The following is a 13,870-nucleotide window of genomic DNA, read 5'->3' as shown; positions in this document are numbered from 1 at the left end:
TCTGTTTAGACTAAAAATAGTTCATGAAACAGAGGCCTTTTACCTGGCTTTTTTATATAAACATACAATTTTTAAAACCTGAAGCTGCCTTTGGCTGTTCCGAAGCAGCACCAACCATATACCATGCAACGAAACTTTTCGATAGGAATAGTAATTTTCATCCTGTTCCTGGTGGACCTTTATGTCTTCCAGGCCGTTAAAACAGTCACGCAAAGTCTTTCTGCCAGTACTCAGCGCATTATCTACCTGTTGTACTGGGCTGTGTTTGCCATCACAGTTACCACGTTTGCGCTCGCCTCGTTCACACGCGGTACCCCGCCTGATACTTACAAAACATACCTGGCCAGCACGCTCTTTATCATTTTCGCCTCCAAACTGGTTGTGGTGCTTTTCCTTTTTGTGGATGACACCCTGCGCCTGGGCAAAATGGTGTTCAACAATGTGAATAGCGGAGAGACAACTTTTGACCCATCGCGCAACAAATTCCTCAGCCAGATGGGATTTATGGTAGCGGCAGTGCCGTTCTCTGCCTTTATTTATGGCATGGTGAAAGGCGCCTACGACTACCGCGTAAAACGTGTTACGCTGCGCTTCCCGAACCTGCCAGCGGCTTTTGAGGGCTTTAAGATGCTGCAGATCTCTGACCTGCACACGGGTAGTTTTACTTCCACAGAGCCTTTGAAAGAAGCCGTAAGGCTTATCAACAAGCAGGAAGCCGACCTCGTGTTCTTCACAGGCGATATTGTGAACAACATAGCCAAAGAACTGATGCCGCATGTGGACACCCTGAAGGAAATCCGGGCGAAGCAAGGTGTGTTTTCGGTGCTCGGCAACCACGACTACGGCGACTACGCAAACTGGGATAGCCGTGAGGAGAAGACCCAAAACCTGCAGACCCTGATAGACACGCAGCGCAGCATGGGCTGGGACGTGTTGCTGAACGAGAACCGCCGCATCGAAAAAGACGGCGAGCACATCGCGGTGTTGGGCGTGGAGAACTGGGGCAACCGGGTGGGTTTTCCGAAATATGGCGACCTAAACAAAGCTTACAGTGGTTCAGAAAACAGTCCGTTTAAGGTGTTGCTGTCGCACGACCCTTCGCACTGGGACGGTGAGATCAACCAGAAGTATAACGATATCGACCTCACGCTGTCGGGCCATACCCACGGCATGCAGTTCGGGGTGAACATACCTGGTCTGAAATGGAGTCCGGTGCAATATGTGTACGAGCAGTGGGCGGGCCTTTACAAACGTGGCAGGCAGCACCTGTACGTCAACACTGGCCTAGGCTTTATCGGCTACCCGGGTCGCGTGGGCTTCCTTCCCGAAATCACCGTATTCGAATTGAAAAAAGCTTAAGCTATACCCTGATTTGTAATAAGCAGAGAGCCGGCCAAATGGTCGGTTCTCTGCTTTAACACCATACCTTCATATATATTTTGTCATATTCAAGCACTTCATCACCTTATTCAGCTCAAGTATATTATTTAAATTTCAAGAACCCTCCCACAACGCAATATGACTTTTCAAAGCTCCTATACAGCATTACGGACGCACCTATTGCACACACAACAGCAAACACCCTATAAACTTAACATTCCTTTCATCGTAAAACATTAGCACAGACTATATTTGTTTTATACTATTTTTAACAAACGAGCTGTGATATAAATGTTCAACTTAGAGTATGTAAGAGATGAAAAAGGTATTTTATTCAATAGCTATAGTGAGTGCCATGATGTTTGCTTCCTGTTCCGAAGACAGAGGCAAGACGTACGAAACGGCGGATGCAAATAATGACGAAAACGTAAACCAAAGCAATATCAGGGGCACTGAAGCGGCCAGAAGTGCTACAACGGATATGTCAAACTCCGGTGACATGGCAGCAAATTCCGACGTCGCCTGGCATAGCAACGCCACGCGTATTGCCGGCCAAATGGCAACAGACATGCGTCTGGACACCACTACCCAAAACCGGGTGGAGCAGGTGGTGTATGAGCGGGAGCGTCGCCTGAGTGAGCTCCAGTTTAACTATAACGAAACCAACCGCATGGGTGGTCAGGTAGCCGAAGACGTGGACAATATGGCTACTACTGAGAAGGACCGCTACGACAAGGATGGCGGCACGATGACCGACACACGCGGCAACATGAACACAAACACACAAAACAACACGACAGCCGCATCAAATCTGGATACACAGCGTGAACAGATCATGGAGAAAACAGACAAAGAATTGCAGTCGATCTTGAGCAAGGAGCAGTACCGCCAGTACCAGGAAAAACGCGCCAACTACTGGGGCATGAGTAACGACGGCACCAACCAGCGCGATGATGCAGGAACGAACCAGAACCAGATGAATAACTCCGGGACCAATCAAAACTAGTCCGGCACAACTACTGGCTCGGGGAACAACATGAACAGAAACCAATAGATTTAATCAACGTATAACTAATTTGAAAGCCTGTAGCGCCCGTAGCTACGGGCTTTCGCTATTTAAGCCTGTTTTCTGCTAAATTTTCGTAATTTAGCATCATGCCGCTCAACTGTTATTTATTTTAACATGGGCATACTTTTAAGCCTTTTCCGGCGTATTGACATTAACCCTTTGCCACTGCCGAGGTGGCCTCTGCTGTAACATGCCCCTATACCCGCTGCGACTACTTCTTCTTTCTGCCCTTTTACTGCTGGGCACATTGCCGGCCCTGGCGCAGCGAAATATCCGCGTGAGCGGTACCATATTTGAGTCCGACAAAATTACACCTATACCTGGAGCGGGCGTCATCCGTTTTGGCACTACCCAGGGTGTCATCTCCGATGAAGAGGGCAGCTTCCTGATCGATATCGACCAGAACGACACGCTGTTGATCCGGGCTGTTGGCTTTAAGCCCATGCTATACCTGCCCCGCAATTTGCCTGTCTCAGAAATTCGCGTGAACATCGTGCTGCAGCCAGATAACGTTCTACTGGGCGAGGTAGAGATCACCAGCCGGCCATCTGAGGAAATGATACAACGTGCGCTACGCAACATGAAAAAGGAAGAGCCGGAGTATGTGAAGCGAAAAGGCTACCGGCCTGAACTGGAGCCCGGTCCTCCGCCGCCGCCTGCCGCACCTACCGCGCTTAACCCTATTTCGCTGCTATACGACATGTTTTCCAAAGAAGGAAAACAGAACCAGAAACTGCAGCAACTGCTTATGATCCAGGAACTCAAGCGCCGCATAGAAGAGAAAGAGAAATACAACAGTCTCTTTAAAGACAATACCGGTTATGAGATAGAGCGCTGAAATGTGCTTTTCTGAAATCTGATTTTCGGCAAAACAATCCGCTTGTGCGTAGGTTAGGGTATAGCTATACCTCTATACCTTATGAAGATCGGATATCCCTGCATCAACCAGACACTAGACTGTTCCTCCTCCCGCACCTTTCGCCTGGCCTCTTACTCCGAGGAACGCCTGATACAGACTGTAGAGCAGAACCTGACCTGTTTGCGCCGCATCCTGGAGTTTAATGTGGAACATGGCCTGCATTTTTTCCGGCTCACTTCTGACCTGGTACCTTTCGCATCGCACCCCATCAACACTTATAACTGGCAGGAGCATTTTAAGCTGACCTTGCGCCGGCTCGGTGATTACATCAAGCGCCACAACCTGCGCATTTCCATGCACCCGGATCAGTTTGTGGTCCTCAATTCCCCTAACCCGCAAACAGTGCAGAATAGCATCGCCGAGCTCGTCTACCAGGGCAGTATCCTCAACCTGATGGGCCTTGACTCTACAGCTAAACTACAGATACACGGGGGTGGCGCCTATGGAGATAAGGAGTCGGCTCTCAATCGGTTTGCAGAGGTATATCACACCATGCTCCCTGAGGAAGTAAAAGCCCGCCTCTGCGTTGAAAACGACGATCGCACGTATAGCCTAACCGACTGCCTGGTGCTGCACGAACTCACGGACATGCCCATCATTTTCGATAACCTGCACCACGAGTGCGTGAACAACGGAGAACCCATGCGCGAGGCCTTGATGCTGGCGACCCAAACCTGGCAACCCGAACGTGACGGCGTTCTGATGGTAGACTACAGCGCCCAATCGCCGGGGGAGCGCAAGGGCAAGCATGTGCAAAGCATCGGTGAACAGGCTTTTCACGATTTCCTGGTAGAGGCCGAGGGCATTGATATGGATATTATGCTGGAGATAAAAGACAAGGAAGCGAGTGCCCATAAGGCAGTGGCCGTGGCAAAGGAACTCGGTAGAATATAACCTACTCTAGAACCAACCCTGCACCAGTTGATAGGCTAAGGCCACCAACTCCCAAAGGGCCCATAACAGCAGAATGCCTATTACGATGATGCCGATGATGACGCCTATGATGATTTTTTTGCCGCTTCCCTCGTACTTGCCTTCTTCGTAGTGCGCCCGAAGCATACGCACGTTCCGCTCGTTCGCTTTAAAGGCAAAGTCAAAGATGTTGCCAAGGATGGGAATACTGCCAAACAGGGTGTCCAATGCTATGTTGAGCAACATAAGCGTCACCATTTTGCCGCTGGCACCGTGGCGGGCCATGGTCAGGATCAGCATGGCTGACACACTAAACGAGGCCAGATCACCCACCACCGGGAAAAGCCCGAGAATAGGATCCATCCCGAATCGCCAGTTAGTGCCAGGCAAACGGAACTGGTTATCCATTAAGTGGGTGACCCGGTCTACCCATTTCAGGCTTTCGGTTCGGGGTGTGCGGGTATAGTGTGTCTTTGCCGTTTCCATAGCTGCCTATACGCAACATGCAAACAAAAGTAGCAGCCTCCCTCGGAGGCACGCAATACTACCAGTCAGCATTTCTACGTTTGGCTACTTTGTTGTTTCTGGGGGTATAAGACGATTTCGATTTCCACTTTTTGTGTACCTTGTCCGGCTTTCCTTTCACATAACGCATGCTGCTGTAGTCGTCCACAACAATGGCGCGGCTGCTACGGCTGAAAGAAGAGCACGAGGAAAAGGTTGCCAGGGTGCTTACCAGCACAATGAGTAGGGTAAATCTCAAAAGGGCCATAAGATTCTGAGTATTTGGTTAATATCGAGCATTAAATATAACATATATACCTATATACTTCAAATATTGTTCAGTTTATACATCGATTTATACCAAAAAAATAAGACCATCCCCCGCAGAACTTGTCTTCGAAGGATGGTCTTATTTTTTTACTCAGGACTAACTAGTGAGCAGGCTTCAGATTAATACTGCTGTGACGCAGTGGTTCAACTTCAGGTACCTTTTGATGCGCTGATAGCTTTCAGATCCAAGGTATAGAGCCAGTTGTTCAGGCAAAGTCTCAAAGTAAGAGTTTCCGAATATATAGTTTGTTATTCATCGCCTGGAATCGGCACAAGCAGACTTACCCCACGCAGCGTAGCATTGGATATGGCATAAAAATAGTCCTTTACATTTCATAACACAGGATATTTATACCTACCAAGGTTTTCTATATACAAATCTGGCTATTATCACGACTAAGCCTCCATGGCGAGCGTGCGCCACCTGCAACAAAAAAGGCAGGCCCTTTTAAGAGCCCGCCTATACCTGGTGTTGTAAAAACAGAAGGAACAAACTATTTATTTCTTACCGCCCTTTCCGTTGCCGTGTTTGCCATTGTTACCCTTACCCTGGTTACCTTTTCCTTTGCCTCCGTTGTGGTGATTGCCATGCCCCGGTTTGCCCTTGGGGGCAGCCTGCTTCACATTTGCATTGTTCTTATTCACAATAATCACAGTGTTGCCGCCTTTCCCCTGCTTGTGCTTGGTATGGCCAGGATTGGTGGTGCGTGGGTGGTGCGGGTTGTTTGTGTTCTTGGTCCAGCCTTTCTTGTAGCCTTTGTGATATCCGGCTTTGCTGTCTTTCTTACTGTCTTTAATGATCACTACCTGGCCGGTATTGCTGTTTTTCTTGCGGGAAGTGGTGCACGAAGCCATTGTGGCGACAGATAGTACAACCAGGAGTAAGAGTCTAAGGCGATGCATAGGATGTTTGTTTTATGATTTTGAGAGATAAAGCCTGTTTGGCAGGCACAAATGTATGTAATCACGGGCATACCCGGATATACTGGTGACCGTATTTAGTGCAATTATTTTATAAACTTAAACTTCATAGCTTCTGTCCTACAAAAAATTATTTTACTGCTTTGGTAGTGGAGCCTCAACTAAGCCAATCGTGCCTGCGTAATAACCCATGTGCCAACTTCCTGGCACGATAAACTTGAGAAGCCATGCTGAACAGACTATATGGGGTGCTGCTGCTGACCCTGCTCATTCTCGCCTTAGTTTCATCCTGCGAAAACAACAAGGCGCAAGCTGTAGACACACCGGAAGCCAAAACGACCGTGGCTGCAACAACAACAACAACAACCTTGCCAAATACTATATAGTAAAGCGCTATACCTATACTTTATTTGTGTGACGGCCTTCTACCTGGCTGGGGCTTACATGAGCATGCCTATACCTCCTAAAACAGCGACAGGAGCCTCCATAAAAGGCTCCTGTCGCTGTTTTAATATGGTGCAGAATTCTATTTTGTTCTGATCTTATGACCAGCCGTCGCATAGTATAGAATGAACAGGTAACAAGGCACCATGATCCAGTAAGCCTGCTGCGGGTTGATCGAGTCGGCCAGGGCGCCGTAGATAAGTGGCAGGATGGCGCCACCGGCTATACCCATGATAATGAGCGAGGAACCGATTTTGGTGAAACGCCCCAGATCCGCAATTGCCAGCGGGAAAATGGCGGGCCACATGAGGGCATTGGCAAGACCCAGCAACGCAATAAACAACACCGACACAAAACCACTCGTCATGATGGCTGCAATCGTGAAGAGAATGCCTAGTACGGCGGATATCTGCAGGGCTTTGTCCTGACGGATGTATTTTGGAATGGTGGCCACACCCACAAAGTAGGCAACCACCATCGCTCCCAGCGTGAATGAGGTAAAGAACTTAGCCGTTGTGAAAGGTATACCCTGAGAGGCACCATAACTCACGATCGTGTCACCGGCCATTACTTCCACGCCCACATACACAAACATGGTGAAAGCGCCCAGCAACAGGTGCGGAAACTGCAGAATGCTTGTCTTGTTTACATTGGCCGCAGCCACAGTTTCACTTTCCTGGTCTGTGTCCACTTCCGGCAGCGACGAAAAATAAATGACAACGGCTAGCGCAATCAGCACACACATAATAATCAGGTATGGCATGATCACCTTGGAGGCCATCGTGTCCAACTCAACGGCTTTCTCGGCCACGCTCATCAACTCCAGTTTGGCCACTACCTCGTCGGCATTTGAAAGCACAATGGCACCCAGAATGATAGAGCCCAGCACGCCGCCGATCTTATTGCTCACCCCCATGATGCTGATGCGTTTGGCAGCACTCTCCAACGGACCCAAAATCGTAATATAGGGGTTAGAGGCTGTCTGCAGCACAGCCAGACCCGTGCCCTGTACAAAAAGGCCGATCAGGAACAACTCGAGCGTGCGGGTAAGCGCGGCAGGTACAAACAACAACGCACCGGTTGCCATCACCAGCAGCCCCACCGACATACCTTTCTTAAAGCCCGTCTTTTTCAGCACCCATGCCGAAGGTATAGCCATCACGAAATAGGAGATGTAGAACGCGAACGCCACCAGGTACGACTGGAAGTTATTGAGTTCCAGGGCAATTTTGAAATACGGGATCAGGATGGCGTTAAGCCAGGTAACGAAGCCGAAGATGAAGAACAGGGCGCCGATGATGACGATCGGACGCATGTACCCACCAGAAGCATTCTCCTGCCCGGTTTCGCTGTTTGTGGAAGGGGCTACTTTAGTCATGTTAAGTTTAGGTATAGATGAAGTGCAAAACTGCTTCCGGTGATTAAGCCCGGTATTAAGGGTACAATATAAAATTTATCTCGCGGATATCAGGTGTTATAACCTTAAAATTTGACTGATCACTTACTCTACCACGATCTCATCCAGCATCAGCCAGGTTTTCTGCCCGGCAGAAGGGTACTTATCCGGGCTCACGCCTACGCTGCGAACCTTCACTTTCACAAAGCGGGCGCGGGTGAGCGGGATAGTGGCGGCAACCTCGTGGGTCGTGATGCCCTCTGCGCCCAGTGGGTTCGGATCGTCGATCGTGTCTACGGTCACATACCTGGTGCCATCCACTGACAGTGCATACTCTACCTGAACGGGCAGGAAAATGCGATAGCCAATGTTCTGCATAAAGCTGGTGCTCATCCTTTTGATCGGCTGCTCTTTCCCCAAGTCAATGATCGCCTCCACGTCTGAGTCCAGGAAACCGACCCAGTGACCATCATACTGATCGGTTGATCCCTTCAGACCGTCTACTAGTTTTGACTTATTGGCAAAGTTCTGGTGAGCGGGAGTGGTAAGTGTGATATTCTTGTTCAGGCCTTTGTGCGCTTCGAAAGTGCGGGTGCTTACCTTGCCAACCAGCTTGCCGTCTACAAAAGAACCGGCTTTGATCGTGGCTGTTTTGTTGAGCGAGAACGGTCCTTTGTATACCTGCGACCTCGTGTTTGGCTCAAATCCGTCTAAGGTATAGTGGATGGTGACATCTGCCGCATCGGTCTTAAAAGTCACGTTGGCTCTATTGCTGGCCGTGTCTACCTGCAGTTGCTGGTTCACATTGAAAGCGCTGCGGGCATAGTTGACGCCCAACGCATCGTATCGCTTGTACTGCTCCGTCATACGGTTCTGGAAGCTTTTCCAGTCTTTCAGTTTGGCAGGTGTCCATAATACTTCGCTCAGGGCCGATATGCGCGGAAACACCATGTACTCTACATGCTCTTCGGTCGATATGTATTCGGTCCACAAGTTAGCCTGCGCTCCCAGGATGTACTTTTTCTCTTCAGCTGACAATTCGCTGGGCGTTGGATCGTAGGCGTATACCTTAGAAAGCGGGTTATACCCATGTATGGTGGTCGGTTCGAGGTTGCGTTCGCCTTGGTAGTAGTCAAAGTACAGAGGCGTGCCCGGCGACATCACCACGTAGTGCTTTTCTTTAGCGGCCGCTATACCTCCTTTGGTGCCGCGCCATGACATCACATAAGCATTCGGGGCCAAGCCGCCTTCCAGAATCTCGTCCCAGCCGATGATGATGCGACCGTTCTTATTTGCGAATTTCTCCATGCGCTGCACAAAATAGCTCTGCAGTTCGTGCTCGTCTTTCAGGCCTTCGTCGGCAATGCGCTTCTGGCATTTCGGACAAACCTTCCAGCGGGTTTTCGGGGCTTCGTCGCCACCTACGTGAATCACTTTACTCGGAAAAAGCTCCATCACTTCCGTAAGTACATCTTCCAGAAAGGCGAAAGTCTGCTCGTTGCCGGCACAGAAAATATCCGGAAAAATACCCCACTTCGACTCCACTTTGTGCGGACCGCCGGTACACGAAAGCTCTGGATAGGCTGTCAGGGCTGCCAGTGCATGGCCCGGCATTTCGATCTCAGGCACCACGTTGATGAAGCGGTCCTGCGCATACTTCACGACTTCTTTTATCTGCTCCTGGGTATAGTAGCCGCCGTGACGACGCTTGCGGTATGTCTGTGGAAGATCCCAGTAGTGGCCGATCAATGTACTATCGCGCCAGGCGCCAACTTCGGTCAGTTTCGGGTGCTTTTTGATCTCGATGCGCCAGCCCTGGTCATCGGTCAGGTGCCAGTGAAAGCTGTTCAACTTGTGCATCGCCAGGTAATCGATGTATTGCTTCACGAACTCCACCGGAAAGAAATGGCGGGTCACGTCCAGGTGCATGCCGCGCCAGGTATAGCGGGGTTTGTCCACGATCTGGAGCGCAGGTATAAGCGCTGACTCGGATGTTTTTTGGGCAGGCAGCAACTGGCGTATCGTCTGTATACCCAGGAATGTGCCATGTGTTTCTTTTGCAGCCAAAGTAATGCGATTCTGCTTTACATCCAGGGTATAGCCTTCTGCACCCAGCGTATCGTTATCTGTCTTCAGCGTCAGGTAGATCAGGTTCGTCTCTTTTTTCTTCGGCTTTTTCTGGATCACCTCCGGCTTGTGACCGATTGCCCCTTCGATGTGCTGGGCCAAAAACTCGCCTACACGCAGCAGATCATCATTTTTCGGATCAACATATACCTTGGTGGAGGGTTGCACCAGAAAGCCTCCCTTTTGGGTGGTCAGTTTCACTGGCTGCGGTATCAGCGACAGCGATTCAGGCTTTACCTGCGCCTGCGAAAGCGTAGCTATACCTGCCGTGCAGAAAATCGAGAGCAAAAGGGTAAGAATATTTTTTCTGAAAGTCATATCAGAAACGCGTGTTTTTAAGGGTGTTGGTAATGCTTGAAAGCGATGCGGCCTGGTTGATAAAAAAGGCTTCTGCCTAAGAAGCCGAGCCTATGCTACTTTTTAACAGGATCCTTACAGGATGACAAAACAAAGTGTAACGAGTCCTGCCTTTAGCTAAATCAGGGTCAATTTCACAAACCCAGACAAATAAAAAAACAGCTGAAACAAAGCTAAGCAATTTGCTCCGTTTCAGCTGTCATTGTTTAATCTAGAATTTCCATTTCACGAAAGCTTCCATCGCCTCGTAGTTGGCAAGGCCCAGGTCATCGTAGTTCTTGGCGGTCTCGCGATTGCGCTCTTCGGCACGTACCCAGAACTCGCGTGCATCGTCGCCCGGGAACACCGGATAGTCCTTCTGTGACTGGTGCTTGAAGATGGCGTTGCGCTTGCGTTCCACTTCCTGCGGCGACAACGGCACAGCCATTTCGATCTCGTGCGTAGCAAATTCGTGCCAGGCACCGCGGTACATCCACAGCCAGCAGTCTTTGGCCCACTCCTCGGTTTCGCGCAGGTGGGTAAGGGCGGCCAGCACAATGTTGAAGCAAACGATGTGCGTGCCGTGCGGGTCGGCAAAGTCGCCGGCGGCAAACACCTGATGCGGCTTCACTTGCTGCAGTAGTTCGATGGTCAGTTCCACGTCAATATCAGTCACTGGCTTCTTCACCGTCTTGCCTGTTTCGTAGAACGGCAGCGCCATAAAGTGAATGTGATCATCTTCGAGACCGGCATAGCGGGCACCGGCAATGGCCTCGCTCTTGCGGATAAAGCCTTTCACATCGCGAATTTCCTGCGTGTCGAGCTGGTTTGGCTGCTTGTTCTCCAGGAAGCCACGCATGTCGTCGTAGATATTTTCCAGGTGATTCGTCTCCTGCCCGATGCTCTTGTTAAAGTCGATGGCAAACTCCATGTAGCGCAGCACGTCATCGTCCCACACGGCTGTGTTGCCGGAAGTCTGGTAAGCTACATGAACATCATGCCCCTGATCCACCAGTCGGATAAACGTACCCCCCATCGAGATCACATCATCATCCGGGTGTGGCGAGAAGATTACGACACGCTTGCGGGCAGGTTCGGCACGCTCCGGACGACGTCTGTCGTCGGCGTTAGGTTTACCACCCGGCCAGCCGGTGATGGTGCTTTGCAGCTTGTTGAAGATGTCGATGTTGATTTCGTAGGCTGTACCCTTTTCGGTGATCAGCTGGGCCATGCCGTTGTTGTTGTAATCTTCCTCGGTCAGCTTCAGGATCGGCTTCTTCATCGTCTGCGACAACCAAATAACCGCTTTCTTGATCTGGGCATCATCCCATGGGCAATCTTTTACCAACCATGGCGTATTGAAGCGGGTCAGATCCGAAGCAGCGTCCATGTCCAGCACAAACTCGACATTGTCTGATAATTGCAGGTATGTGGCCGGAACATCACTCGACATTTCCCCTTCCACCGCTTTTTTGATGATCGGCGCTTTCTTGCCACTCCAGGCCATCAGGATAATTTCGCGGGCTTTGAAGATAGTACCGATGCCCATGGTGATGGCTTTGCGCGGCACATTTTCCTTACCACCAAAGTCACGGGAAGCATCACGGCGGGTCAGGTCGTCGAGCGTTACCAGGCGTGTACCTGAGTTTGGCGCAGAACCCGGCTCGTTGAAACCGATGTGACCCGTACGACCAATGCCCAGCAGCTGCAGATCCAGGCCGCCTACGGCTTCGATCTTGCGCTCGTATTCCAGGCAGTAGTCGTGTATTCTTTCCTGTGGCAGCGTGCCGTCAGGTATATGCACATTGTTTTTGTTGATGTCGATGAGGTCGAACAGGTTCTCGTTCATGAACGTGACATAGCTCTGCACCGCAGTTGGCTGCATCGGGTAGTACTCGTCCAGGTTGAAGGTGATCACATTGCGGAAGCTAAGCCCTTCTTCGCGATGCAGGCGCACCAGTTCGGCATACACCTTTATGGGTGTGGCACCCGTGGCCAGACCGAGCACAGCCTTTTCGTTGCGTCCTTGCTTATACCTGATCAGCTCCGCTATACGCTGTGCCACTTTCACCGAGGCGACATGTTCATCGGAGTAAACGGTAACCGGAAGCTTTTCAAAACGGGTTTCTTCCAGAAGATTTAATCGTGCCATTTTCTTTGTGCTATAATGTGATGTTGTGTTTCGTTGTTCTGTTATTTCGTTGATTCGATGCGGTGCTCAAAAATGCGCTCCATTACCGTAGCCACCGGCCCCAGTATACCTGCCTGCGCTCCCAGCCTGGAAAGCACGATTTCGGTCCGCTCACGCAGCTGCGTCATGCAGTACGTGTTGATCGATTGCTGTATCGGGGTGGTGAGGTATTGCCTGGCTTCTGCCATTTTACCGCCAATAATGATCAGCTCCGGGTTATACAGCTGGATCAGCATGGCTATACCTTTGCCCAGGTTCCGGCCTGTTTCGGCGAGTATATTGATGGCGTACTGGTCACCTTCGTGTGCGGCCTGAATGATGGTCTGCGGCTCTATTTTCTCAGATTCCTGCCCTGAAAGCGCTTTTAGTAAGGTATCCTGACCGGCCTGCAGTCCTTCGCGGGCCATGCGGGCCAATGCACTTCCTGAGGCAACAGTTTCCAGACAGCCGCGCTTGCCGCAATGGCAAAGCACGCCATTTTCTATAAAAGGGATGTGCCCAAACTCGCCCGCAAACCCTGAGGTACCGGCACGCAGTTTACCATCCATAATAATCCCCAGACCGATACCCCAGTCCAGCGTGAGTACCAGCACATCGCGCTTGCCCTGCGCTGCCCCAAAACGGTACTCGGCCAGGGTGATGCTCTTCACGTCGTTCTGGATGTAAACCGGCTTGTTAAACCTGAGGGCCAGCAGATCCTGCAGCGGTGTTTCGTTCTGACCCGTTAGCAGATAGGTATAGCTATTGCCTTCGTGGGAGGAAACAAGGCCCGGCATACTCAGGCCAATGCCCATCAGTTTGTCAGCGTCTATACCTGCCGAAAGCACTAAATTGTTGGCGTGTAGGTATAGCTCCTCGATTGCGCTAAGGTCTTTGGAAAGATTTATTGGAAAGGTATGGGTGCCGGTGATGTTGTTGTTCGTGCCATCAAAAATCGCCATGCGGGTGCTGAACTTTTCCATTTCGATGCTCAGCACGAAAAGCGAGTTGTTGCGCAGTCCGTACAGTTCCGGCTTGCGACCTCCTACTGATTCGCCACGACCCTGTTTTTCAATCAATCCCTCGGCCATCAGCTCGTTGAGCAAAGCCATAGAAGTTGGAGAACTGATATTGAAGCGGTTGCAAATATCGGCATTAGAGCGAGCACCTTTTACATACAAGTGCCTCACAATCTTAATCTTCTGAAGGTGTTTCTTCCGCTCCACGTGGTTGAGCTTCTCCAGATACCCTTCTTCCAATGCCAGAAATGCGCTCATGCGATCAGTTTTCTTCTAATAATATAAAGTACGGTAATAAGCGGTATAAAATCAAGTTACTTCTACTAAATTTTTATAGAAGTAA

12 protein-coding genes are annotated in these 13,870 nt (G+C 50.3%); 5 read left to right on the top strand and 7 right to left on the bottom strand.

Annotation, left to right across the window (positions count from 1 at the left end):
* Positions 1–123: 123 nt before the first annotated feature.
* From L1278_RS07080 to uvsE, 4 genes are all read left to right on the top strand, one after another.
* Positions 124–1,359, top strand: a complete 1,236-nt coding sequence (locus L1278_RS07080; protein WP_253402340.1) for a metallophosphoesterase — start codon at positions 124–126, stop codon at positions 1,357–1,359.
* 337 nt (positions 1,360–1,696) lie between these two features.
* A complete protein-coding gene (locus L1278_RS07075; RefSeq protein WP_253402338.1) occupies positions 1,697–2,386 on the top strand; it encodes a hypothetical protein in 690 nt (229 codons plus the stop codon).
* 253 nt (positions 2,387–2,639) lie between these two features.
* Entirely contained in the window at positions 2,640–3,287 is a 648-nt protein-coding gene (locus L1278_RS07070; RefSeq protein WP_253402336.1) for a carboxypeptidase-like regulatory domain-containing protein, read from the top strand.
* Between the two features lie 81 nt (positions 3,288–3,368).
* The gene (gene uvsE, locus L1278_RS07065) at positions 3,369–4,262 is read left to right on the top strand and encodes a UV DNA damage repair endonuclease UvsE (RefSeq protein WP_253402333.1); all 894 of its coding nucleotides are present in this window, start codon (positions 3,369–3,371) and stop codon (positions 4,260–4,262) included.
* Positions 4,263–4,268: 6 nt separating this feature from the next.
* Here uvsE and L1278_RS07060 read toward each other — a convergent pair whose 3' ends face one another.
* The 3 genes from L1278_RS07060 to L1278_RS07050 form a co-directional block, all read right to left on the bottom strand.
* Entirely contained in the window at positions 4,269–4,766 is a 498-nt protein-coding gene (locus L1278_RS07060) for a DUF4112 domain-containing protein (protein ID WP_253402331.1), read from the bottom strand.
* 58 nt (positions 4,767–4,824) lie between these two features.
* Complete coding sequence (locus tag L1278_RS07055; protein ID WP_253402329.1) at positions 4,825–5,052, bottom strand: hypothetical protein; 228 nt, start codon at positions 5,050–5,052, stop codon at positions 4,825–4,827.
* A gap of 560 nt (positions 5,053–5,612) precedes the next feature.
* Positions 5,613–6,017 carry a hypothetical protein gene (locus L1278_RS07050; RefSeq protein ID WP_253402327.1) on the bottom strand — a complete coding sequence of 135 codons (405 nt, stop codon included), beginning with the start codon at positions 6,015–6,017 and terminating at the stop codon, positions 5,613–5,615.
* A gap of 245 nt (positions 6,018–6,262) precedes the next feature.
* Between L1278_RS07050 and L1278_RS07045 the strand changes: the two genes are divergently transcribed.
* Positions 6,263–6,421: a hypothetical protein gene (locus L1278_RS07045; protein ID WP_253402326.1), complete on the top strand. Its 159-nt coding sequence runs from the start codon at positions 6,263–6,265 to the stop codon at positions 6,419–6,421.
* 140 nt (positions 6,422–6,561) lie between these two features.
* Here L1278_RS07045 and L1278_RS07040 read toward each other — a convergent pair whose 3' ends face one another.
* From L1278_RS07040 to L1278_RS07025, 4 genes are all read right to left on the bottom strand, one after another.
* Complete coding sequence (locus L1278_RS07040; RefSeq protein ID WP_253402324.1) at positions 6,562–7,857, bottom strand: sugar MFS transporter; 1,296 nt, start codon at positions 7,855–7,857, stop codon at positions 6,562–6,564.
* 123 nt (positions 7,858–7,980) lie between these two features.
* Positions 7,981–10,320: a beta-N-acetylhexosaminidase gene (locus tag L1278_RS07035; RefSeq protein ID WP_253402322.1), complete on the bottom strand. Its 2,340-nt coding sequence runs from the start codon at positions 10,318–10,320 to the stop codon at positions 7,981–7,983.
* A 250-nt stretch (positions 10,321–10,570) separates the two neighbouring features.
* Positions 10,571–12,544: a glucosamine-6-phosphate deaminase gene (locus tag L1278_RS07030; RefSeq protein ID WP_371927344.1), complete on the bottom strand. Its 1,974-nt coding sequence runs from the start codon at positions 12,542–12,544 to the stop codon at positions 10,571–10,573.
* Positions 12,532–13,785 (bottom strand): ROK family transcriptional regulator, encoded by a 1,254-nt coding sequence (locus tag L1278_RS07025; RefSeq protein WP_253402318.1) that lies wholly within the window; start codon positions 13,783–13,785, stop codon positions 12,532–12,534. Before L1278_RS07025 ends, L1278_RS07030 begins: the two co-directional genes overlap by 13 nt.
* Positions 13,786–13,870 lie beyond the last annotated feature (85 nt).

Origin of the sequence: Pontibacter sp. HSC-36F09 (assembly GCF_024171605.1) — a bacterium.
GTDB lineage: Bacteria > Bacteroidota > Bacteroidia > Cytophagales > Hymenobacteraceae > Pontibacter.
This window is presented reverse-complemented; position numbering and strand designations above follow the sequence as displayed.